General features: G+C 63.3%; 21 protein-coding genes. 7 read left to right on the forward strand and 14 right to left on the reverse strand.

All coding sequences use genetic code 11. The features are described 5' to 3' along the window. Position 1: 1 nt before the first annotated feature. The 8 genes from ACZIRK_RS33105 to ACZIRK_RS33140 all read right to left on the reverse strand — a co-directional run bounded on the left by ACZIRK_RS33105 (position 2) and on the right by ACZIRK_RS33140 (position 8,655). Entirely contained in the window at positions 2-1,153 is a 1,152-nt protein-coding gene (locus ACZIRK_RS33105) for a Gfo/Idh/MocA family protein (protein WP_474418877.1), read from the reverse strand. Further along, positions 1,150-2,550: a hypothetical protein gene (locus ACZIRK_RS33110; RefSeq protein ID WP_474418878.1), complete on the reverse strand. Its 1,401-nt coding sequence runs from the start codon at positions 2,548-2,550 to the stop codon at positions 1,150-1,152. Before ACZIRK_RS33110 ends, ACZIRK_RS33105 begins: the two co-directional genes overlap by 4 nt. 119 nt (positions 2,551-2,669) lie before the next feature. Further along, the gene (locus tag ACZIRK_RS33115) at positions 2,670-3,515 is read right to left on the reverse strand and encodes an ABC transporter ATP-binding protein (RefSeq protein ID WP_474418895.1); all 846 of its coding nucleotides are present in this window, start codon (positions 3,513-3,515) and stop codon (positions 2,670-2,672) included. Between the two features lie 11 nt (positions 3,516-3,526). Further along, positions 3,527-4,522, reverse strand: coding sequence for an ABC transporter substrate-binding protein (locus ACZIRK_RS33120; RefSeq protein ID WP_051396830.1), 996 nt, complete (start codon positions 4,520-4,522; stop codon positions 3,527-3,529). Positions 4,523-4,586: 64 nt separating this feature from the next. Then, a complete protein-coding gene (locus tag ACZIRK_RS33125) occupies positions 4,587-5,396 on the reverse strand; it encodes an ABC transporter permease (RefSeq protein WP_474418879.1) in 810 nt (269 codons plus the stop codon). Positions 5,397-5,604: 208 nt separating this feature from the next. Further along, the gene (locus ACZIRK_RS33130) at positions 5,605-6,312 is read right to left on the reverse strand and encodes a TetR/AcrR family transcriptional regulator (RefSeq protein ID WP_196237303.1); all 708 of its coding nucleotides are present in this window, start codon (positions 6,310-6,312) and stop codon (positions 5,605-5,607) included. Between the two features lie 238 nt (positions 6,313-6,550). Beyond that, on the reverse strand, positions 6,551-7,399 hold the full coding sequence (locus ACZIRK_RS33135) for a VOC family protein (protein ID WP_474418880.1): 849 nt from the start codon (positions 7,397-7,399) through the stop codon (positions 6,551-6,553). Beyond that, positions 7,396-8,655: a Glu/Leu/Phe/Val family dehydrogenase gene (locus tag ACZIRK_RS33140; protein WP_028165020.1), complete on the reverse strand. Its 1,260-nt coding sequence runs from the start codon at positions 8,653-8,655 to the stop codon at positions 7,396-7,398. Before ACZIRK_RS33140 ends, ACZIRK_RS33135 begins: the two co-directional genes overlap by 4 nt. Positions 8,656-8,875: 220 nt before the next feature. On the opposite strand from ACZIRK_RS33140, the gene ACZIRK_RS33145 reads away from it, so the two are divergent. Together ACZIRK_RS33145 and rbsK are read left to right on the forward strand one after the other, a co-directional pair. Next, positions 8,876-9,769, forward strand: a complete 894-nt coding sequence (locus tag ACZIRK_RS33145; protein ID WP_464349061.1) for a sugar kinase — start codon at positions 8,876-8,878, stop codon at positions 9,767-9,769. Between the two features lie 15 nt (positions 9,770-9,784). Beyond that, positions 9,785-10,696 (forward strand): ribokinase, encoded by a 912-nt coding sequence (gene rbsK / locus ACZIRK_RS33150; protein ID WP_474418881.1) that lies wholly within the window; start codon positions 9,785-9,787, stop codon positions 10,694-10,696. 79 nt (positions 10,697-10,775) lie between these two features. Here the strand turns inward: rbsK and ACZIRK_RS33155 are convergent, their stop codons facing one another. Next, positions 10,776-11,990: an NAD(P)/FAD-dependent oxidoreductase gene (locus tag ACZIRK_RS33155; RefSeq protein ID WP_474418882.1), complete on the reverse strand. Its 1,215-nt coding sequence runs from the start codon at positions 11,988-11,990 to the stop codon at positions 10,776-10,778. Between the two features lie 257 nt (positions 11,991-12,247). Here ACZIRK_RS33155 and ACZIRK_RS33160 point away from each other — a divergent pair, with 257 nt between their 5' ends. After that, a complete protein-coding gene (locus ACZIRK_RS33160) occupies positions 12,248-13,036 on the forward strand; it encodes an enoyl-CoA hydratase/isomerase family protein (protein WP_474418883.1) in 789 nt (262 codons plus the stop codon). Between the two features lie 9 nt (positions 13,037-13,045). Here the strand turns inward: ACZIRK_RS33160 and ACZIRK_RS33165 are convergent, their stop codons facing one another. Next, entirely contained in the window at positions 13,046-14,752 is a 1,707-nt protein-coding gene (locus ACZIRK_RS33165; protein ID WP_474418884.1) for an IlvD/Edd family dehydratase, read from the reverse strand. A gap of 213 nt (positions 14,753-14,965) precedes the next feature. Here ACZIRK_RS33165 and ACZIRK_RS33170 point away from each other — a divergent pair, with 213 nt between their 5' ends. Further along, positions 14,966-15,529, forward strand: a complete 564-nt coding sequence (locus ACZIRK_RS33170) for an invasion associated locus B family protein (RefSeq protein ID WP_474418885.1) — start codon at positions 14,966-14,968, stop codon at positions 15,527-15,529. Here ACZIRK_RS33170 and ACZIRK_RS33175 read toward each other — a convergent pair whose 3' ends face one another. Next, positions 15,530-16,351 (reverse strand): NAD-dependent epimerase/dehydratase family protein, encoded by an 822-nt coding sequence (locus ACZIRK_RS33175; RefSeq protein WP_474418886.1) that lies wholly within the window; start codon positions 16,349-16,351, stop codon positions 15,530-15,532. It lies immediately after the preceding gene. Between the two features lie 103 nt (positions 16,352-16,454). Here ACZIRK_RS33175 and ACZIRK_RS33180 point away from each other — a divergent pair, with 103 nt between their 5' ends. Then, on the forward strand, positions 16,455-17,417 hold the full coding sequence (locus tag ACZIRK_RS33180; RefSeq protein ID WP_474418887.1) for an SMP-30/gluconolactonase/LRE family protein: 963 nt from the start codon (positions 16,455-16,457) through the stop codon (positions 17,415-17,417). A gap of 53 nt (positions 17,418-17,470) precedes the next feature. On the opposite strand, the gene ACZIRK_RS33185 is transcribed toward ACZIRK_RS33180, so the two are convergent. Together ACZIRK_RS33185 and ACZIRK_RS33190 are read right to left on the reverse strand one after the other, a co-directional pair. Beyond that, complete coding sequence (locus tag ACZIRK_RS33185) at positions 17,471-18,901, reverse strand: aldehyde dehydrogenase family protein (protein ID WP_474418888.1); 1,431 nt, start codon at positions 18,899-18,901, stop codon at positions 17,471-17,473. A 193-nt stretch (positions 18,902-19,094) separates the two neighbouring features. After that, positions 19,095-21,461, reverse strand: coding sequence for a transketolase (locus ACZIRK_RS33190; RefSeq protein WP_474418889.1), 2,367 nt, complete (start codon positions 21,459-21,461; stop codon positions 19,095-19,097). Between the two features lie 139 nt (positions 21,462-21,600). On the opposite strand from ACZIRK_RS33190, the gene ACZIRK_RS33195 reads away from it, so the two are divergent. Continuing rightward, on the forward strand, positions 21,601-22,062 hold the full coding sequence (locus tag ACZIRK_RS33195) for an Lrp/AsnC family transcriptional regulator (RefSeq protein WP_028165031.1): 462 nt from the start codon (positions 21,601-21,603) through the stop codon (positions 22,060-22,062). Positions 22,063-23,034: 972 nt separating this feature from the next. Here the strand turns inward: ACZIRK_RS33195 and ACZIRK_RS33200 are convergent. After that, the gene (locus ACZIRK_RS33200) at positions 23,035-24,204 is read right to left on the reverse strand and encodes a fumarylacetoacetate hydrolase family protein (protein WP_474418890.1); all 1,170 of its coding nucleotides are present in this window, start codon (positions 24,202-24,204) and stop codon (positions 23,035-23,037) included. Between the two features lie 152 nt (positions 24,205-24,356). Here ACZIRK_RS33200 and ppk2 point away from each other — a divergent pair. Next, a partial coding sequence (gene ppk2, locus ACZIRK_RS33205; RefSeq protein ID WP_474418891.1) for a polyphosphate kinase 2 occupies positions 24,357-25,281 on the forward strand: 925 nt, incomplete at its 3' end.

Consider the following 25,281-nt stretch of genomic DNA (forward strand, 5'->3'; position numbering starts at 1 on the left):
CTCACAGCCTGATCGGTTCGACGTCGATCCAGCGCCGCTCCTTCCAGCTCCGAAGCGCGCATTCGGCGAGCTGCACGCCCTTGGCGCCTTCGAGCAGCGTGTATTTATAGGGCGCGTCCTCGCAGACGTGGCGGATAAACATCTCCCACTGCTCCTTGAAGCCGTTGTCGTAGACGGCATTCTCAGGCAGCTTCTGCCAGTCGGCATAGAAATCGTGCAGCCGCTTCTCATCCGGATTCCACACCGGCCGCGGCGTCGCCTGCCGCGCCTGGATCACGCAGTCGGTGAGCCCCGCCACAGCCGAGCCATGGGTGCCGTCGACCTGGAAGGTGACGAGGTCGTCGCGATAGACGCGCGTCACCCAGCTCATGTTGATATGCGCGATCACGCCGCCCTTGAGCTGGAACGTCGCATAGGCGGAATCGTCGGCGGTGGCCTTGTAGGCCTTGCCCTTCTCGTCATAGCGCTCGGGGATATCTGTCGTGCCGAGGCAGGAGATGCTCTGCACCTCGCCGAAAAGGTTGTCGAGCACGTAGCGCCAGTGGCACACCATGTCGAGGATGATGCCGCCGCCGTCCTCAGCGCGGTAATTCCACGACGGTCGCTGCGCTTCCTGCCAGCCGCCCTCAAACACCCAGTAGCCGAACTCACCGCGCACCGAGAGCATGCGGCCGAAGAAACCGGAGTCGCGCAGGAAGGCGAGCTTCTTCAAGCCCGGCAGGAACAGCTTGTCCTGCACCGTGCCGTGCTTGAGGCCCTTGGCGTTGGCGAGCTTCACCACCGCGATCGCCTCTTCCAGATTGGTCGCGATCGGCTTCTCGCAATAGACATGCTTGCCGGCATTGATCGCCTTGGCCAGCAGCGAGGGCCGCGCCTGGGTGGTCGCAGCGTCGAAGAACACCGTGTCGTTGGGATCCGCCAGCGCCTTGTCCAGGTCGGTGGTGACCCGCGCGATATCGAAGCGCTTGGCAAGCGCGCCGACCTTTTCGGCGTCGCGGCCGACCAGGATCGGATCGGGCATGATGCGGTCGCCATTCGACAGCAGCACTCCGCCTTGGTTGCGGATCGCGACGATCGAGCGGATCAGATGCTGGTTGAGCCCCATCCGGCCTGTGACGCCGTTCATGATCAGGCCGAGACGTTTGGTGGTCATAATGCTTGCTCCTGCAGAATTCTTGCTATTGGCGGCGCCAGCGGCGACAGGGTGGACCAGTCCGGATGCACTGATGTGGCAAAGCCCGGCGTCGTCAGCGATCCCGTCATGAGATCGCCGTCATGGATAGCGAGGCGCACTTTGCGGTCGCGGACGTAGAGATCGGGATGCGCCGACAGGAATGCCTCTGCCTCGGCAGTGGGCGTCTCGGCAAAGCCGTCGACATAGTGATGCCCGTTGCGCTCGGCATGGGTGACGCCGATCAGCGCGCCGAGCGCGAGGTCCTGCTGCACGGCAAGCCCCGCCTGGCAGGTCAGGTCCTCGCCGCTGACGAAAAACGCATCGCCATCCGCGCTCCATTTCGCCGCGCGCGTCGCGTTGACGATCGACTTGTAGAGGCCCTTGCAGGATTTCGAGGAGATGCCGCGATAGCCGAGCGCCCGCGCCGCCGGAAACGCATCGTAGGAATCATCGGCCTCGTCAATGATGAAGCCACCTTTAGCCAGCGCGCCGAGCGGCGAGGCCTTGGTGATGTCGCGCGGCATCGGCTGCTCGATATAGAGCAGCTTTGCAGCGATCGGCTGCATTGCGTGATCGCGGTCGAGGCGGTCGACCAGAGTGGCGAGCGCCGCAAGGTCGGCATATTGCTCGTTGGCATCGAGCGTAACCTCGTAGTCGTAAGGAAGCGTCGCCAGCTCATTGCCGATCCGGATCAGCCGCGCCGCATCATGTTCGGGATCGCCGTTGAGCTTGAGCTTGAAATAGCGCGCGCCGGCGTTTTCTCTTGCGTCGGCAACACCGCCCTCGCCTTCGATCTTGTCGTCGAGACCAACGGTGTGCCGGATCGCGACCCGCTCAAGCCGCTTGCGCCCGGCGAGGAAAGCCGCGATTTCACCGTCAGCCAGATCGGGCGATAGCCGTGCATCGATGCCGGCAACGTTCTGCGCCATGCCGTCGAAGAAATTGACGCCGACGGAGCGGAGCAGCGCATCCAGGATCGCCTTGTCGATTTCCGCCGGTCCATAGGCTGCCGCCAACGGTGGAATGTCCTCGCGTGCGCACGCCGCGACTTGCGCGCCGATGCAGGCCGCATGCAGGCCGAACGCGGTGTCAAAACCGGAATGGGCGAGATAGAACTCGCGCGCGATCAAGAGCGACCGCCGCAGCTCCTGCACCGTTTCGTCCGGCGTAAGCTCTGGCCGCTTGTCGAACCATTTCGGCACAAGGAATTCGGCGCTCGCACCTAGCGCCCGGCTCTTCCCCTCCACCTCGATCTCGACCCGCACGAAAGCCTGCGGCGTCGCATTGACCACGATCGCGCCGAAGCGGAACGGCCGGGCAAAGCTGACCGGACGTTCGAACAGGGCAATATCTCGGACAACGAGACGGGGCGGCATCAGCTTCAAACCTCGGCAGTCTGATGCATTTTGGATGAACGGATCCGCGGGCCCCCACCTCTCCCCGCTGGGGAGAGGTGGGAGGATGCCGCGCCAGGGTGACTCGATCCCTGCATGTCCTAGTCCAGCGATCCCTGGGTGAAGAAGTGCTTGCGGATGCGCTGCACCAGCTCGGTGAAGACCGGATCGGACATTGCATCCAGCGAGCGCGGCCGCGGCAGCGGCACGTCGTAGATCGCCGCAATCGCGCCGGGACGCTCGGTCATCACGAGCACGCGGTCGGCAAGGAAAACCGCCTCGGGAATCGAGTGCGTGATCAAGAGCACCGTCTTGCCGGTCTCGCGCTGGATCCGCATCAGCTCGACATTCATGCGCTCGCGCGTCATCGCGTCCAGCGCGCCGAACGGCTCGTCCATCAGCATGATCTTCGGGTCATGCACCAGCGCGCGGCAGATCGAGGCACGCTGCTGCATGCCGCCGGAGAGCTGCCACGGCAGCTTCTTCTCGAAGCCTTCGAGGCCGACCAGCTTCAGAAGCTCCTTCGCGCGCGGCAGGTATTTTTCCCGCGGCAGCTTCTTCATGTCGATCGGCAGCATCACATTGGAGAGGATGTTCCGCCACGGCAGCAGCAGCGCGTGTTGGAACACGATGCCGACATTGCCGTGCGGCTTCGTCACAGGCTCGCCCTCGACCAGGATCTCGCCCGTCGTCGGCGGCAGCAGCCCGGAGATCATCTTCAGCAAGGTTGACTTGCCGCAGCCGGACGGGCCGACCACGACGAAGAATTCACCCTGGTTGATGTGGAAATCGAGCGGCCGCAACGACGGCACATCGCCGTCGCGCGAGCGGTAGGTCTTGGAGACTCCGGACAGCTTGATGCCGGACGTCTCGGCGGCGGCACGGTCGGACACCAGCCGCAGATGCGCGGCTGGTTGATCCACCTGGCTCTGTGTCGCCGGCTTCATTGCAGGTGCTTTCACGAGTCGCCCTTCGGCAGATAGTCGTTAGTGTAGAAGGCCTTCGGATTGTCCTTGGCCTTGGCATCGAGCCCGCCATATTCGACCATGAGGTCGACGGAGTCTTTCATGTTCTGGTCGGTGACCTGGAACGGCCGCTTGGTCTTGGTTTCATCGGTGCGATAGAGCGGGATCGTCAGTTCAAAGCCCTGCGTCAGCGTGTCGATCTTGCCGCCCTTGGGGTTGGCATCGAGGATCGACTGCGCCGCCGCCTTCGGCTCCTTCTCGGCGGCTTCCACCGCCTTGGTCGTCGCCGACATGAAGCGGCGAACGAGATCGGCATTCGCCTTGACATAGTCGCTGTTGGCGATGATGCCCGAGGAGACCAGATGGATACCGTAATCGGCGAACTTGATCGGATAGACGTCCTTGCCGGTGGCGTCCTTGATCTTCATCGACTGGTCCATGACATAGCCGAGCAACATATCGGCCTGACCGTTGATGACCGCATTCAGCTTGGTCTGGCCGTCGCCGGCAACCGTCTGGAAGTCGCTCTCCTTCAGGCCGGTCTTCTTCAGGAACAGCGGCCAAATCTGCGTCATCGAATCGGCCGGCGTGATCGCAACCGTCTTGCCCTTGATATCCTCCGGCTTCCTGATGTTCTTGTCGACGAAGCCCATCGCCGACATCGGGCTGGTCTGCAGGAGTACGCCGGTCGCGATGACGGGCGCGCCCTTCACCGCCGCGCGCATCATGGTGGGAATGTCGACATAACCGAAATTGGCGGTCTTGGCGGCCACCGCCTGCGTGGTCGCGGCCGAGCCGCGGCCTTCCTGGATCTCGAGATCGATGCCCTCGGCGGCATAGATGCCCTTGGCCTTGCCGTAATAGAACGGCGCGTGCTCGCCATAGACATACCAGTTGAGCATCAGCACCACCTTGTCGGCGGCCGATGCCGGAAGCACCGACATCGCCGTCCAGGTCAGCGTCGCCAAGACCACAGCTATCAATCGCATCTTGTTCTCCTCCCTCTCCCCGTCATTGCGGGCGAAACCTCTTGTTGTTGTCCTTCCGGATAACTCACGAAGCGAAAATAATGTCCTCGCGCTGGCTGACATGCCAGGGAATAACCAGGCGTTCGATGCGGTCGACGATCCAGAACAGGATGACGCCGAGCAGCGCCAGGATCACCAGCGCGGCGAACATCGTGGGCAGGTCAAAGGTTCCGATCGAGCGCTGCATCACATAGCCGATGCCGGAATTGGAGCCGACGAACTCGCCGACGACGGTACCAACCACCGCCAGCGTAACCGACACTTTCAGGCCGGAGAAGATCGCGGGCATCGCATGCGGCAGGTTGACAGCACGGAACACCTGGAAGCGGCTGCCCTGCATCGCACGCGCGAGATCGACCATATCGGGATCGACAGACTTGAATCCCTGCACCGCCGAGACCACCACCGGGAAGAAGCCGAGCAGGAACGCCGAGATCACTTTGGGGATGATGCCGAACCCGAACCAGACCACGAACAGCGGCGCGATCGCGATCTTCGGCACCGACTGCGAGAACACCAGAAGCGGATAGACATAACTCTCCACCGTCCTCGACCCCGCGATCAGCATCGCGACGGGAATGCCGAACAGTGCCGACAACAGGAAACCACAGACCGTCGCATAGGTCGTCGGCCACGACTGCCGCAGCAGCTCCGGCCAGTCCGTCTGCAGCACGGCGACGACGTCGCCCGGCGACGGGATCTGGTAGGCGGGAATGTGGAACAGGCGGATGGCGAGGTCCCACGCCGCCACAATGAACACCAGGAACAGAAATGGGCGCACCCACGCCGCATTCAGCAGCCTCGACAGGCCTCCCGCTTCCTTGCTCTCCGCCACGTTCCGCTTCCCTGCTTGACCGTTTCTAGGGCCGGAAATTAACCCGTTGGATAAATACTGTCCAGCCCGATTTCGCGCGGCATTTTGAGCGCATTTGGTCGTCATGCCCCGGCTTGACCCGGACATTCACGCCTTATGGACTTGGAAAAACGTGGATGGCCGGGTCAAGCCGGGGCATGACGACGCAATGCAACAATTGCGCGTTTCGCTAAACCGCCTGCTGCGCGGTCACCTGCAGCTTCGGCGCCTTGCTCTTGCCGAACGCTGCGATCGACTTCCCCGTCAACGCCGCCAGCACCAGCGCAATCATGTGCTCCAGCCGTTCATCGCGGGCGTCCTTCGACAAGAGATCACGGCCGAAGATCACGCTCAGCGTCGCGCTGTTGGAGAGATAGAAGAAGGCAAGCGCGGCGATCGAGATATAGAGTTGCACCGGATCGACCGCGGCGCGGAAATCGCCGCTCTTCACGCCACGTGTCACCACCGTGCGGATCATCTCGACGAACGGCGAATGCATCGATTTGACCTTGGTCGAACGCTTCAAATGCCGTGCTTTCGCAAGATTTTCGGTATTCAGCAGCGCCAGGAATTCCGGATTGCGGATGAAATAATTCCAGGTGAAATCGATCAGCCGCGCGATCGCCTCCGGCGGCTCGAGATGTTCGAGATCAAGTCCGCGTTCTTCGGCGCGGATCTTCTCATAGGCGCCTTCGAGCACCTCGAGGTAGAGGTCCTCCTTGTTGCCGACGTGGTAATAGAGCATGCGCTTGTTGGCGCCGGCCTTCTTGGCGATGCTGTCGACGCGCGCGCCGGCGAGCCCATGAGTGGCGAACTCGGCCTTCGCCGCCTCCAGGATGCGCAGCCGCATCCCCTCGGGGTCACGCTGCCACTTCAGAACTCGCTTTGCCTTGGCCAATCGGATCGCTCAATTCAGTCGGAATGTTGGATGTAGCACGCCCGACGGCGTTTGAGAATGAATCACGCAGGCCCGCCAGCCGTCATTCCGGGGCGCGCGTACGCGCGAACCCGGAATCCATCTGGCCACAGCGCAGGCGGCGCCATGGATTCCGGGTTCGTCCTTCGGACGCCCCGGAATGACGGCATCGTTCCGGGCTTTGCCCCGGACGACAACGGCGGGAGGCGTGAGTGAATCGCTACGCAGATGCAAGCGGCGACGGCTGCACGAGCAGTGTCGGCACGCTGCAGGTACCGGTACGCACGGTCATCACGCGCGTGCCCGGCTTGCGGCCGGTGCGGATTTCGGAGACGTCGACGCCGGCGGCAACGAGCCGCGCATGGGTGGCATCGATGTCGGTGACGCGCCAGCAGATGCCGCGCAGGCGGTCGGGTGCATCGGGCTCCGTCTTGCCGGGCTTGTGCGCGACCTCGACGATCAAATCGCCGCAGCGGAAGAACATCAGCCGGCCCCAATCTGCGTGCGAACGATCGAGTGCCATGTCGAGGCCAAGGCGGGCGCCATAGAGCGCGGCCGCGCATTCGGGATCGGCGGTCGCAACCACCACATGATCCATCGCGGCGATCCCTGCGGGCTCGGTGCGGACCGAAAGCGGGCGCTCCTGGTCGCGCTCGAGGAAGAACATCCGCACGCCGCGCGTCGCGTCGGTGGCGGCGCGGGTGCGCTTCCACGATAGCGTCGCGCCGGAGATCTCGTCCTGGCTCTCCACCTCCGAGACCGGCTCCGGCCGCAGCGTCAGCCGCTCCAGCCTGCGATGCATCTTTTCGATATCGTTGGTGCGGAAGCACAGGCTCGCTAACCCCTCGCCCTGCGATGCCAACACGGCGCGAATCCGGCCCGCATTCTCGCCCTCGCCGCTCGGCGCCATCAATTCCACCGATGTGTTGTCCAGCGTGAACAGCACCCGCGCCGCGCCGTCGCTGACGTTCTTCCACGCCGGCGAGCGTGCGAACAGCGTCTCATGAGCCGCCGTCGCCGCCTCGATATCGCCGGTGAGGACGACGATATGGTCGAGCGCGGTGATCATGGGAACAGCCCCCGCGTGTTCTTGGCGGCACGGACTTTCTCCACACCGATCGCCATCGCCGCGGTGCGATGCGGGATGTTGTCCGTCTTCGCGCGCTTCAACATCGTCTCGAATGCGCGGTCGAGGATCTGGTATTCGCGTCGCATCACCTCCTCCTCTTCCCAAAACAATTGCTGCAGATCCTGCACCCATTCGAAGTAGCTAACCACCACGCCACCGGAATTGCAGAGGATATCGGGAATGAGGAATATTTCATCTCGACGCTTGTCCAGGACAAGATCGGCCTCCGGCGTGGTCGGACCGTTGGCGCCTTCCGCCAGCACGCGGCACCTGAGCTTGCCGGCGACGCGAGCGTCGATCACGCGCTCCATCGCGGCCGGCACCAGCACGTCGCAGGGCAGCGTCAGTACCTCGGCGGGATCGAAATGCAGTTCGTTGGAGAAGCCCGCGATGCTGCCATGGAGCTGCGCATGGTGCATCAGCGCCGGGATGTCGAGGCCCTTCTCGTCATAGAGCGCGCCGGTGTGGTCGGAGACCGCTGTTATCTTGAGGCCGTAGTGATGCAACTCCAACGCGGCATAGGAACCGACATTACCGAAGCCCTGGACTACGGCGGTGGCGCCGGAGAGATTGATCCCAAGCTCCTTCAGCACTCGCCTGGCGAGATAGGCGACGCCGCGCCCGGTCGCCTCGCGCCGGCCCAGCGTGCCGCCGGAAGAAACCGGCTTTCCCGTGACGATCTCGGTCACAGTCTGGCCCTGGTACATCGAGTAGGTATCCATGAACCAGGCCATCACCTGCTCATTGGTGCCCATGTCCGGGGCCATCACATCGGTGTGCGGGCCGACGAAGGGAATCATCTCCTGCATGTAGCGCCGCGACAGCGACTCCAGTTCACGCTTGGAGATCTGCGTCACATCGACATTGACCCCGCCCTTGGCGCCGCCATAGGGAAGACCGACAAGAGCGCATTTCCAGCTCATCCAGATCGCGAGTGCGGCGACCTCGCCGATATCGACCGAGGGCGCAAAGCGGGTGCCACCTTTGGTCGGGCCCATGGTGAGATGGTGCTGAACGCGATAGCCCTCGAACACCGCCACCGTGCCGTCATCGCGGTGGATTGGGCAGGAGACGGTGACGGACCGCTTCGGCATCAACAGCCGGTCGCGCTCGTCCATGGGGATTTCGAGATGGTTGGCGATCACGTTGAACTGGTTCGCCGCCATCTCGAACACCGGCCCGGAATATACGGTCATCCCCTACCCCCCTTTGTATTGCAACCAGGAACTCAGGACAGCCGCCGTCCGTTATCGGACGGCATGCTGGCAAACGCCGGAACGGTGGTAGTCCGCTCACTTGGCCATCTCAAGCCGCAAAGACGGCATGGTTGCGAATAATTTCGGCGAACGCACATAATATCCGGTGCTAAGCTGAAGCTGCCGCCGGGACCACCCATCACCTCACGACGGAAAACGAATGCAGGCCCTCTTCATCGGACAGACCTATATCGACGTCACCTTCATCACCGACCATCTGCCGACCGGCGACGAGAAACATGTGGCCGACGCCTATGCGGTCTCCTTCGGCGGCAATGCCGTCACTGCGGCATTTTGCTGCGCCAAGCTCGGCATCGTGCCGGACCTGATCGCCACGATGGCGAATGATTGGCTCGGGCGGATGTTCTGGGACATGGCCGCGAAGTACGGAATCTCCGTCCATCCGCGCAAGGTCAATTCATCCTCGCTGTCCTTCATCATGCCGAAGGATGGCAAGCGCGCCATCGTCCGCTGCCGCGACGACGAGCATATTCATCCCTTCCCGCTGTTGAACCTGAAGGGCTGCCGCGCGCTGCATATCGACGGCCACCAGCCGGACGCTGCCATTCATTATGCAAAGCTTTGCCGCGAGGATGGCATCCTGACCTCGCTCGACGGCGGCGGCCTGCGCACCAACACCCATGAGCTATTGGAATACATCGACGTCGCGATCGTCGCCGAGCGCCTCTGCGAGCAGATGGACCTGACGCCGGAAAAGATGCTCGATTATCTCAAGGGCCGCGGCTGCCGGGTTGGCGGAGTGACGCAGGGCGAGAAGGGCCTGCTCTGGTATGACGAAGCCGGCGTGGTCCGCACCACGCCTGCGCTGCCGATCCCGCGCGAGCGCGTGATCGACACCAACGGCGCCGGCGATGTGTTCCATGGCGCCTATATCTATTCCTATCTCGCGCATCCCGGCAAAACCTGGAGCGATCATTTCGAGTTCGCGCGCGCGGCGTCGACCTACAAGATCCAGAAGCTCGGCAACGAGGCAGGCCTGCCGACGCTTACCGACATCGAGGCGGTGAAGCGGGAGTTCCAGATCAACGCGTAAGGGAGCGCTCTTGGCATGCGGCGGGTTTTCGTCGCCGGCAGCATCAACATGGATGTGGTCGCAACCGCCGAGCGTCACCCGCGCGTCGGCGAAACCGTTGCGGGCAGCGCTGTGCTCTATTTCCCCGGCGGCAAAGGCGCCAACCAGGCCGTCGCCGCCGCCAAGCTCGGCGCGCCAACCACGCTGATCGGCCGGCTGGGCAAGGACGCTTTCGGAGAGCAGTTGCGGACGTTCCTCGCAGCCCAAGGCGTCGACCTCAGCTTCGTCAAGGACACGCCCGAGGCGCATACGGGCACCGCGATCATCACCGTCGCGGATGCGGATAACACCATCGTCGTGGTGCCCGGCGCGAATGCCCTGGTCGATGCCGACGACGTCGCAATGCCTGTGCTGGCAAAGGGCGACATTGCGGTGAGCCAGTTCGAAATCCCGCAGGCGGCCATCACCGCCTTTTTCAGGAGCGCCCGGGCCGCCGGCGCCACCACGGTCCTCAATCCCGCACCGGCCAGGAAATTCGACGGCGAATTGCTCGACCTCGTCGATATTCTCGTCCTCAACGAAACCGAACTCGGCTTCCTGACGCGACGCGAGTTGCGCGACAACGACGATTACACCCGCTTTATCGATGCCGCCCATTCATTGGCGGGAAGCGACAGAATCATCTGCGTCACGCTCGGCAAACGCGGCGTGCTGGCGCTGGTCAAAGATGAGCCGCTGATCGTGGCCGGGCGCGAGGTCAAGGCGATCGACACCACGGGCGCCGGCGATTGCTTCGTCGGCGCACTGGCCTCGCAACTCGCCGGCGGAAACAATCTTCGTGATGCGCTGGGTTACGCCAACGCCGCCGCATCCATATGCGTGCAACGAATGGGCGCCGCGCCATCGATGCCGACTGCGGCAGAGGTTGCGAATATACTCAACACGTAGGAGGCAAAGCGTAGCGTGCCCACCATTTCATGCTGTGCTCTCGAAGGTGGGCACGCTGCGCTTTGCCCACCCGACAAATTCACATCAATGCGCTCTTGAGATCAAACGACGGATCGGCTGCCTGCTCCGGCGTGATCGAGCCGCCAGCGCCGAGCAATCTTCGGCCGAACATATGGTCGCCGGCGCGGTTGACGGATTCGATGCCGACGAGATGGCCATCGCGATAGCAAAACGCCGAGAACTGTCCCTGCTCGCGGTCACCGCGCACCACGACGCGATCATAGCCGGTGGTCAGGCCCGCCATCTGCAATTTGTCGGGCCCCTGGTCGCTCCAGAACCACGGCAGCCCATCATAGGCTTTCGCATGGCCCGTGAGCCGCGCGGCGACGCAGCGCGCATGGTCGGTCGCGTTCTGCACCGACTCCAGCCGCAGCGAGCCGCCGAACCGCTCGCTCCTGTATAGCGCGCAATCGCCGATGGCCGAGATATTCGGATCCGAGGTGAGCAGGTGCTCGTCGACGATGATGCCGGACGCCACCGGCAAGCCGGCTTCCGCCGCGATCTCGACATTCGGTAACACACCGACGCCGACCACGACGAGGTCGGCCGGGATATGCCGGCCGTCGCTGAGGCTGACGCCGGTCGCGCCGCCGGCCTCGATGCTCGTGACCTGAACGCCGAGATGGATGCGGATGCCGGCGGCCGTATGCCGCGACTGGAAGTAGCCGGAGATTTCCGCCGTCACCGCGCGCGCCATGACGCGTCCCGCCAGTTCGACCACATCGACCTCAAGCCCCTTCGCGCGCGCGGTTGCGGCGAACTCCAGTCCGATGAAGCCGGCGCCGATCACGACGACGCGCAGGCCGGCCTTGAGCAGATGTCGCAACGCTTCGCTCTCGTCCAGGGTACGCAGGTAGCGCACCGCTTCCAGATTGGCATTGGGGATATCGAGCAGCCGGTTGCGTGCGCCGGTCGCAAGCACCAGGTGCCCGTAGTCGAGCGACGCGCCGGAATGGAGCATGATCTTTCGCGCAGCACGATCGATCGACACGGACCGATCGGTGATCAGTTCGATGCCCTGGTCGAGATAGAATTTCCCCGGACGGAACATCAGCGTCTCCGGCCCGCCGGTTCCCTTGAGGTAAGCCTTCGACAAAGGCGGACGCTGGTATGGCAGATGGCCTTCGTCATTGATGAGCGCGATGCGCTCGGCAAAGCCGTCCTGCCGCAGAGAAGCCGCTAGCTGGAAGCCGGCATGCCCCGCGCCGACGATGATCACCGGTCCTGTCGTCATCGCAACAATCCAGTTACGAGCGCGCTGAAGCGACCCATGCCATTTCCTCACTTAGATGTTGGCTTGTTCGCGTCGTCCGTGCGGCGCTCGTGTCCGCGTCCCGAACGATGGCGGGCGCCATTTGGCCTCATGCTTTGCCGCGATGCAAGAGTGTTTTCCGGCGGCGAAACCAAATAAGGCGGCATTTTATGGAGAGTGGGATTGTCACCCCTCCGATCTGCGCCTTAAATGTCGGCCAACCATCCCGGAGGCCGCTCATGCCGACACCCTCTGCTACCGACCCGGCGCTGCTCACCATCGACGGCGCGATTGCGACAATTACCCTCAACCGGCCGGCGGCCTTCAACGCGATCGATCTGTCGATCGCAAAGAAGCTCGAGCAGTTTGGCGCTGAAGTCGAGGGCAACGACAATATCCGCGTGCTGGTGATCGAAGGCGCGGGCCGCGCCTTCTGCGCCGGCGGCGATCTGCAGACCATTGGTGCTGCGGTCGAAGCTGACAAGGTCAAGCCGGTGGTCGGCGAGCTGCTCAAGCACTACCACGCCTTCATCGCGGCTCTCCGGCGGATGCCCAAGCTCGTGCTGGCGAGCGTGCACGGTTCGGCGGCCGGCGCCGGCCTGTCGCTCGCCTTTGTTGCCGACCTCTGCATCGCGGCCGAAGACGCCCGCTTCACGCCGGCCTATGCCAAAATCGGCGTCTCGCCCGATGGCGGCGGCACGGTCGGACTTGCCGCGAGCGTTGGGCCTCGCCGTGCGCTGCAGATCTTCCTGGCCGAGGACGGTTTTTCGGCGGCGCAGGCTTACGATTGGGGCCTCGTCGCGAAGGTGGTTCCAGCAATCGAGCTGAAGGCCGCGACACGCGAGTTTGCGCTAAGGCTCGCGCAAAATGCGCCGGCTGGACTTGCCGCGACCAAGGCCTTGATCCACCGCGCGCCGACGACGCCGATCCAGGCGCAGCTCGACGCCGAGCGCGATGCCATCATCGACTGCATGAACACGGATGAATTCCGCATCGCCGTGAAGAAATTCACCAGCAAGTCGAAATAAGTTGGAGTCCTACTCCTTCCCACCGACGCGCATGAAATCGAAATCGCAGCCTTCGTCGGCCTGCAAGATGGTCTCGTTGAAGAGGTGCGCATAGCCGCGCTTGGCCCAATCGGGCGTAGCCCGCGGGGCCAGCGCGGCGCGGCGCTGCTGCAATTCGGCCTCGTCGACCAAAAGATCGATGCGGCGCTTTGCGACATCGAGTCGGATCATGTCGCCGTTCTTTACGAGCGCCAGCGGACCGCCGACGGCCGATTCAGGAGTGATGTGCAGCACGATGGTGCCGAACGCCGTGCCGCTCATGCGCGCATCCGAAATCCGCACCATGTCCTTCACACCGGCACGTGCAAGCTTCCTGGGGATCGGCAGATACCCAGCCTCGGGCATGCCGGGCGCGCCCTTGGGTCCGGCGTTGCGCAGCACCAGCACGTCGTCGGCGGTGACATCCAGTTCGGGATCATCAACGCGGAGCGTCATGTCTTCCACGGATTCGAACACGACGGCGCGCCCGGTATGCTGCAATAGCTTCGGGCTCGCGGCGGACTGCTTGATGACTGCGCCGCGCGGCGCCAGATTGCCGTGCAGGATCGCCATCGCGCCCTCGGCCTTGATCGGATTCTGGCGCGAGCGGATCGCATCCTGCCCCGGCACGTCCTCGGCTGCCGCAACGACCTCGCGCAGCGTCTGCCCGGTGATCGTCTTCGCGTCGAGATCGATGAGATCGCCGAGTTGCGCCATCAGCTTCGGCACGCCGCCTGCATGATGGAAATGCTCCATGTAATGCTCGCCCGACGGCTTCAGGTCGACCAAAACAGGCACCTCGCGGCCGAGCTTATCGAAAGCTTCGAGGTCGATCTTGTGCGGCGAGCGATGTGCGATGGCAGTCAGGTGGATGAGACCGTTGGTCGAACCGCCGATCGCCTGCATCACGACCTGCGCGTTACGGAACGAGGCCGGCGTCAGGATTTCGCTCGGCTTCGGCCCTTTGGCCTTTGCCATCGCGGCGGCGGTCCTGCCGCTCGCTTCCGCGGAGCGGAAGCGCTCGGCGTGCGGCGCCGGGATCGTCGCACTCATCGGCAGCGACAGTCCGAGCGCCTCGGTGACGCAGGCCATGGTGGAGGCGGTGCCCATCACCATGCAGGTGCCGACCGAAGGCGCGAGCCGGCCGTTGACCGCCTCGATCTCGTTATCGTCGATCTCGCCGGCGCGGTATTTCCCCCACAACCGCCGGCAATCGGTGCAGGCCCCTAACACCTCGCCCTTGTGATGGCCGACCACCATCGGTCCGACGGGGATGACGACCGTCGGCAGATCGGCGCTGACCGCGGCCATGATCTGCGCCGGCAGCGTCTTGTCGCAGCCGCCGATGACGACAACCGCGTCCATCGGCTGGGCGCGGATCATCTCCTCCGTGTCCATCGCCATCAGATTGCGCAGATACATCGAGGTCGGATGCGCAAAGCTTTCCGCGATCGAGATCGTCGGAAACACGAATGGCATCGCACCTGACAGCATCACGCCGCGCTTCACCGCCTCGAGGATCTGCGGAACGTTGCCGTGGCAGGGATTGTAGTCGCTATAGGTATTGGTGATGCCGACGATCGGACGATCGAGCGCGTCGTCCGAATAGCCCATCGCCTTGATGAAGGCCTTGCGCAGGAACAGCGAGAACCCGGCGTCGCCATAGCTCGTCAGCCCCTTGCGCAGTCCTTCAGCCATTTTCTTGTTTCCTTCGGTTATAGTGCAGGCACTAAAGGAGCCTGGCAGATCGTTGTCAACGTCGGATACCTGGCTACCCGGTAGGCTAGCCGAACATCCAAGGGGTCGTATCTAATCGATTATTATCTCCGGCGCATCACGGGCGACAACAAAGACGCAATAGCAAACCAGGCTCATCGCAATCGGGACGGCGTGCTTACGAAATTCGTGCATATGTTACTTTCGTCGATCGCAGCATATCTCACACTCCTTAGCGCAGGCTTGGCTGCCGATCCTCGCGCCACGCAGCTCGCATACCAGCCGTGGATCAAAATTTGTCTGAACAACAACGCAAACTGCTTCGTCGGGATCGGTGCAAGCGGTTCATGTCAGCCGGCCGGCGGCAGCCTTACAATCGCCTTACAGAACGACGGCGCGACCTTGTCCGTGCAGTTCGGAACGAGACGCGGGCTCGACGGACCAATCAGTGTTCAGATCGACCAAGATGACCCGATTTCCATAGCCATTCCTCGTTGTTACCCCACCAGCTGCGTAGGCACACTTAAGATTGACAACGAACTCATCGGGCGATTGAAGCGCTCTCAAACGATAACCTCAAAAGCGCTCGATACGAACGGCCAAGAGATCAAAATCCTGTTTTCCTCGGTTGATTTCGCCAAAGTCTACGACGGACCAGGAAGTGAACCTCGCGTATTTGAAAAAGCCCAGCAAAGTTTAAAGGAATTGCAGCGGCAGCGGCCGGAGGATTTCAAGCAACTTCCTCCATGCGAAGACTGACTATTTCTTCCAATCGATGATCCTTCCCTCATCACCGTCGAACTCCATGCCGCAGAACGCGCCGCCCTGGTAGAAGTCGCTGACCGGATCGGGTGGGAGTTTGGCCTGCTCGGCCATTGCGTGCTCGCGGAACTCCTCCGCGCGGCCGGTCGGGCGATAGCCGAGATCGTAGGCACGGTGATTGTCCCACCAGGCGCGTTCGTTGTGGGAGGCGCCGTAAAAGATCTCGAAATGGATGTCGGGATGCTCAAGCCCGATGCGGCAGAGCTGCACGAGGTCCTCCGGCTTCAGCCAGATCGAGAGCCGGCGATGATCGAGCGGTTTGTCACCGAAATTGCCGATCCTCAGGCACGTCACCTTCAATCCGTGCTTGTCGGCATAGAGCGCGCCGACCGCCTCGCCAAAGACCTTGCTGACGCCGTAACGGCTGTCGGGACGCGCAGTGACATCGGTGCCGATGCGATGATGGCGCGGATAGAAGCCGACCGCGTGGTTCGAGGACGCGAAGATCACGCGCTTCACGCCCTTCTTGCGCGCGGCCTCGAACAGATTGTAGCAGCCGATGATGTTGGACTGCAGGATGGAGTCCCAGGGGCCTTCGACCGAATAGCCGCCGAAATGCAGGATGCCGTCGATGCCTTCGCAGATCGCCTCGACCTGCGCGAGGTCGGCGAGATCGGCAGGCTTGAATGTTTCGTTTGCGCCCAGATCGGTTGGCGGCTTGAGATCGCTGAGCACGAGGTCGGGATAGATCGGCGGCAGCAGCTTGCGCAGGCTGGTGCCGATACCGCCGGCCGCGCCGGTCATCAGTATGCGTGGCATTTCTTCCCCCGTTTCTTCGCTCGTTGTTTCCGCCGATTTGCGGTCGGTGTCTGACAATGATAGCAAAATGAGGCGCGAGGAAACATCACAACGAGAACAGCAAATGTCCGATACGCATCCCGCCGGCTGGCGTCCGGCGACGTTCTATCCCGATCCCGCGATCCATGCGCTCGATCCGCGCTTCGAGAAATACTGGCTCAAGCTCTCGGCGGTGGAACGGCTGACCACCGGCCTGCGCTGGGCCGAGGGCCCGGTCTGGTTCGGCGACGGGCGTTATCTCCTGTGCAGTGACATCCCCAACCAGCGCATCATCAAGTGGGAAGAGGAAACCGGCGCGGTCAGCATCTTCCGCAAGCCCTCCAACTTCGCCAACGGCAACACCCGCGACCGGCAGGGTCGGCTCGTCACCTGCCAGCACGGCGGCCGCCGTGTCGTGCGCACCGAGTATGACGGCTCGATCACGGTGTTGATGGACTCCTTTGGCGGCAAACGGCTGAACTCGCCCAATGACGTTGTCGTGAAGTCCGACGGATCGATCTGGTTCACCGATCCCATCTTCGGCCTGCTCGGCAACTATGAAGGCTACAAGGCCGAGCCCGAGATCGATGCCAACGTCTACCGGATCGACGGCGAGACCGGCAAAGCGACCATCGTCGCCGAGGGCGTCCTGGGGCCGAACGGGCTGTGCTTCTCGCCGGATGAGAAGATCCTCTACATCGTGGAATCCCGCGGCGCGCCGAACCGCAAGATTCTTGCCTATGACGTCGCGCCTGGTGGCGACAAGATTGCCAACAAGCGCGTCTTCGTCGATGCCGGCCCGGGCACGCCCGACGGCATGCGCTGCGACATCGACGGCAACCTCTGGTGCGGCTGGGGCATGGGCGATCCTGAACTTGACGGTGTCGTCGTGTTCGCGCCCGACGGCGTCATGATCGGCCGGATCGCTTTGCCGGAACGATGCGCCAACCTCTGCTTCGGCGGCTTGAAGCGCAACCGCCTGTTCATGGCCGCCAGCCAGTCGATCTATGCGCTTTATGTGAACACGCAAGGCGCGCTCGGCGGGTAGAAACACGGCGCCGGGGCGAAGGCCCCGGCGCCGCAATGGTGTCGTGAAAGGGTTTACGCCGCGTTGAAGCCGGCGACGGCCTTCACCTCGAGATATTCTTCCAGGCCGAACCTGCCCCATTCGCGGCCGTTGCCGGACTGCTTGTAGCCGCCGAACGGCGCGGTGCGCTCGTTCGGCACGCCCTGCAGGTTGACGTTGCCGGCGCGGATCTGGCGACCGACCTTGCGCGCGCGCTCAACCGTGCCGGCGGAGACGTAGCCCGCGAGACCATAGGGCGTGTCATTGGCGATGCGCACGGCATCTTCCTCGTCCTTGGCGCCGATGATGGTCAGCACCGGCCCGAAGATTTCCTCGCGGGCGATCGTCATCTCGTTGGTGACGTCGGCGAAGATGGTCGGGCGGACGTAGAAGCCCTTGTTGACGCCTTCCGGCAAGCCCGGACCACCGGCGACGAGCGTTGCGCCTTCGTCGATGCCCTTCTTGATCAGCGCCTGGATCTTGTCCCACTGGCCGCGGTTGACGACCGGGCCGATGGTGGTGCCATCGGCGCGGGGATCGCCGGCCTTGGTCTTGTCGGCGACGCCCTTGGCGATCGCGGCCACTTCCTTCATCTTCGACAGCGGCACGATCATCCGCGACGGCGCGTTGCAGGACTGGCCGGAATTGTTGAACATGTGCATCACACCGCCCGTCACCGCCTTGGCGAGGTCGGCGTCGTCGAGGATGACGTTCGGCGACTTGCCGCCGAGTTCCTGGCTGACGCGCTTCACCGTCGGCGCGGCGCGCTTGGCGACATCGACGCCGGCGCGGGTCGAGCCGGTGAACGAGATCATGTCGATATCCGGATGCTCGCTCATGGCGGCGCCGACTTCGGGGCCGAGGCCGTTGAGTAGGTTGAACACGCCCTTCGGCACGCCGGCTTCATCGAGGATCTCGGCGAAGATCAGCGCCGAGGTCGGCGTGAACTCGGACGGCTTCAGGATCATGGTGCAACCGGCCGCAAGCGCCGGCGCGACCTTGCAGGCAATCTGATTCAGCGGCCAGTTCCAGGGCGTGATCATGCCGATGACGCCGACCGGCTCGCGCACGATCACGGCGGTGCCCATGGTCTCCTCGAACTCGTACTTCTTGAGGACTTCTAAAGTGTTCATGAGATGGCCGAGGCCAGCGCCGGCCTGCAGCTTCTCCGCCATCGGCAGCGGGGCGCCCATCTCGTCGGAGACGGCGGCGCCGATCTCCTTCATGCGGCGCTTGTAGATCTCGACGATCTTGGTCAAAAGCGCGACGCGCTCCTCGCGGCTGGTCTGCGAATAGGTCTCGAAGGCACGCTTGGCGGCAGCCACCGCCTTGTCGACGTCGGCCTTGGAGCCGAGCGCCACTTCATACATCGCCTCTTCGGTTGCCGGATTGATGACGGGGGTGGACTTCTTGACGACGGGATCGACCCAGGCGCCGTCGATATAGAATTGCAGGCGGTTGACCATCGGAAACCTCTTGTGCGGGGCGTATGGAGAACAGAACGGAAGCGTTCGGCAGGCATCCTTGCACGAAAGCTTGATCAGTTGAACCCGCCATATGCGGTGGCGCCGCGATGCGGCGGACACCGGATATAAGATCAGCCTTGCGATGGTGGCAAGACGCCTCGCTGTCGCTCCTTCCCCTCTCCGTCCTCCTGCCTTACACCGCCATTTTGCGGTGCCGCACCGGGGCCCCGATGGTTACCGCTTCGGCGGCATCGATGATGGCGTTGGCGTCGATGCCGTGGTGGCGATAGAGGTCGCCGATCGTGCCGGTTTGGCCGAAATGCTCGACCCCCAATGCCTCGACGCGATGGCCGCGCACGCTGCCTAGCCAGCCGAGCGAAGCCGGATGGCCATCGAGCACGGTGACGAGACCGCAGTCGCGGTGCAGGACCGAGAGCAGCTTTTCGACATGGCTGAGATGCTGCACGCCGCGCCGGTCACGGCGCAAATTCCGTGCCGCGGTCCATCCGGCATGAAGCCGGTCGGCGGAGGTGATGGCGAGCAGGCCGACATCGCGATGGCTCTCGCCGATGAAACCAACCGCCTCGATCGCCTCCGGCGCAACCGTGCCGGTATAGGCAACCACGATATCGCAGTTCGGCCCCGGCCGCCGCAGCCAATAGGCGCCGTCGGTGATGTCGCGCTGCAGTTCGCCCGTCATGATCCGCTGCGGCTGCTCGATGGTGCGGGTCGACAGCCGCAAGTAAACCGAGCCGCCCTCGGCGCCCTCACGCTGCATGTGCTGGAAGCCCCATCCCATCATCACCGCGAGTTCATCGACGAACGCAGGCTCGAACGCGGTGAGCCCATCCTGGCCGATGCCGATCAGCGGCGTCTTGATCGACTGATGCGCGCCGCCTTCGGGCGCCAGCGTCACGCCCGATGGCGTCGCCGCCACCATGAAGCGCGCATCCTGGTAGCAGGCATAGTTCAGCGCATCGAGGCCGCGCTCGATGAAGGGATCGTAGAGCGTGCCGACCGGCAGCAGCCGCTCGCCGTTGATCTGGTGCGACAACCCGAGCGCCGAGAGCAGGATGAACAGGTTCATCTCGGCGATCCCGAGCTCGAAATGCTGTCCCTTCGGCGAATATTCCCAGGTGTAGGCGGAGGGAATCTTCTCCTGCCGGAACAGATCGTGGTTCTCCGCCTTTGCGAACAGGCCGCGGCGGTTGACCCAGGCGCCGAGATTGGTTGACACCGTGACATCGGGCGACACCGTGACGATGCGCGAGGCGAGCGCACTATCACCACGGGCGATCTCGTTCAGCACCAGGCCAAAGCCCTGCTGCGTCGACATCTGCGCCGACGGCTTGTAGGCAAGCTGCGGCGGCACTTCAATCTGAGGCGCCTCCAGTCGGCGCCGTCCCTCGCGGTTGAATGGCGCCTCGCCCAGGAACGCCTCGAGCGCCGCCGGATCCTGCGACAGGCCTTCGAACTTCTCCCACTCATGGCCCGGCCGGATGTTCTGGCTCGCGCGCCATTTCTCCATCTGCGCGACCGTCATCAAGCCGGCATGGTTGTCCTTGTGGCCCTGGAACGGCAGGCCGACGCCCTTGATGGTGTAGGCGATGAAGCAGACCGGACGATCGTGATCGATCGCCTCGAACGCCTCGATCATACTCGCCATGTCATGGCCGCCGAGATTGGACATCAGCGCCAGCAGCTCCTCGTCGCTGCGGCGGTCGATCAGGGCCGAGACCGGTCCCTGGTCGCCGATGTCGTCCTGCAGATGCTTGCGGAAGGCAGCGCCGCCCTGGAAGCAGAGCGCGGCATACATCTGGTTCGGGCAATTGTCGATCCAGCGCTTCAACGCCTCCCCGCCCGGCTCGGCGAAAGCCTCGAGCATCAGCTTGCCGTATTTGACGATGACCACGTCCCAGCCGAAATTGCGGAACATGGTTTCGAACTTGGCCCACAATCCTTCGCGCACGACGGCATCGAGCGACTGCCTGTTATAGTCGACCACCCACCAGGTGTTGCGCAACCCGTGCTTCCACCCTTCGAGCAGCGCCTCGAAGATGTTGCCCTCGTCCATCTCGGCATCGCCGACCAGCGCGATCATGCGGCCTTCAGGGCGGTCCTGCATCCAGCCGTGCGATTTGACGTAGTCCTGCACCAGCGAGGCGAACAGCGTCTGCGCCACGCCGAGCCCGACCGAGCCGGTGGAGAAATCGACGTCGTCGACGTCCTTGGTGCGCGATGGATAGGACTGCGCGCCCTTGTAGCCGCGAAAATTCTCCAGCTTCTCGCGGGTCTGATGCCCGAACAGATACTGGATCGCATGGAACACAGGGCTCGCATGCGGCTTCACCGCGACGCGGTCCTGTGGGCGCAGCACCGAGAAATAGAGCGCCGACATGATGTTGGCGAGCGAGGCTGATGATGCCTGGTGGCCGCCGACCTTCAGCCCATCCGCATTGGCGCGGATGTGGTTGGCGTGATGGATTGTCCATGACGACAACCAGAGCACCTTCCGCGCCAGCGCGGACAACAGTTCCAGGCGAGCGGGCGCAATTCCCATGATCGTGCTCCGGGCGTGATTCAAATATGCGCCGATTTTAGCGGGGGAGCCATCGGCAAAAATCTCAAATCCTTGCGACAAACCGTCCGCGATTGGGATAAATTCCCACGTCCTGGTTCCAAACTGCGAGTCCATTCCAATGCCAGCGCTAGACGCCATCGACCGCAAGATCCTCAGCCTGCTGCAGACCGACAGCCGCATGACCATGCAAGAGCTCGCCGACAAGGTCGGGCTGTCGGTCTCGCCGTGTCACCGCCGCGTGAAGCTCCTGGAGGAGCGCGGCGTGATCACGCGCTATATCGCGACCGTCGACCAGAAGGCGCTGGGGCTGCATGTCAGCGTCTTCATCTCGATCAAGCTGGCGCGGCAGAAGGAGGAAGACCTCAACCGCTTCGCGCGCGCGATCTCGAAATGGGACGAGGTCCTGGAATGCTATCTGATGACCGGCAACCGTGACTATCTCCTGCGCGTCGTCGCCGCCGACCTCTCCTCCTATGAAGCGTTCCTGAAGAACAAGCTGACGCGGCTCGACGGTATCGCCTCGATCGAGTCGAGCTTTGCATTGAGCCAGGTGAAGTACTCGATCGCGCTGCCGGTGTGAGGCGTGTTGCGATTCCGTAGGATGGGTAGAGCGTAGCGAAACCCATCGCGATGGAGCAAGCTGCGCAATGATGGGTTTCGCTGCGCTCTACCCATCCGACGCAGTGGTCCCCGCGAAGGCGGGACCCATAACCACAGGGAGATGTTGTGGTGGGAGCAAGCGGTTGCGTAGGGTGGGCAAAGGCGCACTTGCGCCGTGCCCACCGTCCAGCGCCGCGCTCGCGATGGTGGGCACGCTTCGCTTTGCCCACCCTACGGCATCGCCGCGAGTTGTGATTCAAATTTCAAACAGCGGAGGGAATGTGAGTCCGCATTCTCGCGCCATTCGCTGCCCGAGCTTTGCGTCACTTTCCGCCCTCCTCGATATCAGAGGGCGCAGGGAAAGCCGGGTGCCGGTTGCACCCATGGGTCCCGTGCAACAAAAAGCACGGGGGTAGGACCACAGGTTCAACCGAAGCATTCCGGCTTTCCCTGCGCGATGGTGTTACGGTTTCCTTCGTGCTCTCCCCGGTGACCGGGCTTTTTTGCCACCGTCACTTCGCAAGAAGCTTAGCGCCAGCGTCGGGGCGCCAGGACCACACGACTTCGCCGTCCGCTGATGTCGCGTTCGTCGATCGCAACACCTGCGTCCACCGCATCTCACCGCAACGTTCGTGACGATCGCGAGCCGCCCCTCATCCGCCGTGAGACGCGCGGAGTTAAATCACTGATTTGCCCGACGACGGAAGCGGAATGTTTTTCGCGCGAGGGCTGGACAGACTTTTGGTGATTTGCCCGTCGGGTTGATTTGTCGCGGGTCGCGTGCCAAATCCATGCTTGTCATTCCGGGGCATCGCGAAGCGATGAGCCCGGAATCCATTTCTCCGCTTGCGTCTACGGCTCGATGGATTCCGGGTTCGTGCTTCGCACGCTCCCGGAATGACGGCGGAATTTGAGGCTCGAGAAGTGGCGGGTTACGCTTCGCTAACCCACCCTACGAACCACGGACTGCGAGGCTCTTCATCAGGGCCGATATCCCAAACGTCCAGGGTTCGCATTCGTCGCTTGAGCGCATGCGGTTGACGAGCTTGCCGAGCTCGGGGGCCGCGATCGTGACGATGTCGTCGCGCTTGTGGGTAAAGCCCTGGCCCGGCGTATCGCGGTCCTTTACGGGCGCGAACATGGTGCCGAGGAACAGCGCAAAGCCGTCGGGATATTGATGGACCGGTCCGATGGTCTGCGCCACGAGGTCGGTCGGATCGCGGCTGATCTTGCTGATCGACGAATGGCCTTCGAGGACGAAGCCATCAGGTCCTTTCACGGTCAAGCCGACATCCATGTTGCGCACATGGTCGAGCGAGAAACTGCGGTCGAACAGGCGGAGCAGCGGGCCGACGGCGCAGGAGGCGTTGTTGTCCTTGGCCTTGGACAATAGCAGCGCCGAGCGGCCCTCAAAGTCGCGCAGGTTGACGTCGTTGCCGAGCGTGGCGCCGACGATGTTGCCGCGGCTCGAGACGATAAGCACAACCTCCGGCTCCGGATTGTTCCAGGTCGATTTCGGATGCAGGCCGGCATCCATGCCGGTGCCGACCGAGGACAACACCGGCGCCTTGGTGAACACCTCCGCATCGGGGCCGATGCCGACTTCCAGATACTGGCTCCAGGCCTGCTGCTCGATCAGCACCTGCTTCAGCCGCATCGCCTCCTCCGATCCGGGCTTGAGCTTGGAGAGATCGTCGCCGACCAGCCGCACCACCTCTTTGCGGATGGCCTCGGCAGAAGCGGGATTGCCGCGCGCTCGCTCCTCGATCACGCGCTCCAGCATCGAAATGGCGAAGGTGACGCCCGCGGCCTTCAACACTTGCAGATCGAGCGGCGCGAGCAGCCACGGCTTTTGCCGATCGCGGCGGTCCGGCGGCGCGTTGGCCACGATGCTGTCGAGGTCGCCGACAGGCTCGCCCTTGAAGGCGCGCAGCGCAGCGGCCGGATCGCTCTCCTCGCACAATGCGCTGACAGTCGGAAAGCGCGCGGTCACATCGAACACACCGTCGCTGCGCATGGCGACCACGGCCGGTCCGTCGCGCCGCGGCAACCAGACGCGCCCGACCAGCGTGCCGTTGGTGCCGTCCTCCGGCAGGATGTCTTTGGCAGTCAGCGTGATCATCGGGCTATCTCCCATCCCTTTTCGTTGTTAGCGGCGCTTCTTAGCACGCCTGCGACGCCAGTGTAGAGATGCTCGTCATCCCGATGTCACAGAAGCAGCGTCAATTCCGGCACTCCACATCCCGACTGTAAGCAGCCGAGAGATAGCACTCCATGACCACATCCACTCCGATCGACGAAGCCGCCCTGCGCGAGCGCATCAACCAGGAAATCGCCGACAATCTTGACGAGGAACTCGAGCTCGAACTCGACGATACCCGGCTGGACGATCTCGACGATGTCGCGCGGGCCGGCCTGCCTGTGCTCGATCGCAAGCTCTATTTCCGGGAATTGCTGCGGCTGCAGGGCGAGCTCGTGAAGCTGCAGGACTGGGTGCAGCACGAGAAGAAGAAGATCGTGATCCTGTTCGAAGGACGTGACTCCGCCGGCAAGGGTGGCGTGATCAAGCGCATCACCCAGCGCCTCAACCCGCGCATCTGCCGCGTCGCGGCGCTGCCGGCGCCAAGCGAGCGGGAGCGGACCCAATGGTACTTCCAGCGCTATGTCGCGCATCTTCCGGCCGGCGGCGAGATCGTGCTGTTCGACCGGAGCTGGTACAACCGCGCCGGCGTCGAGCGCGTGATGGGCTTCTGCACCGACGAGCAATACCAGGAATTCTTCAAGTCGGTGCCGGAGTTCGAGCGCATGCTGATCCGCTCCGGCACCATCCTGATCAAGTACTGGTTCTCGATCACCGACGACGAGCAGCAATTCCGCTTCACGATGCGGATCCAGGATCCGCTGAAGCAATGGAAGCTGAGCCCGATGGACGTCGAGGCGCGGTCGCGCTGGGAGCAGTACACCAAGGCCAAGGAGACGATGCTGGAGCACACCCACCTGCCCGACTCGCCCTGGTGGATCGTCGATGCCGTGGACAAGAAGCGCGCCCGGCTGAACTGCATCTCGCATCTGCACCTCGACGGCTACCGCGGCTCACGCCCGGTGCGAGTCGGCAATGCCGCTGTCGGCCAGCTACAGCTCGACATCTACGGCGAGCTGATGGACGCCGTCTACCTGTACGACAAGTATGGGACGCCGA

The organism is Bradyrhizobium sp. Leo114 (assembly GCF_055229415.2).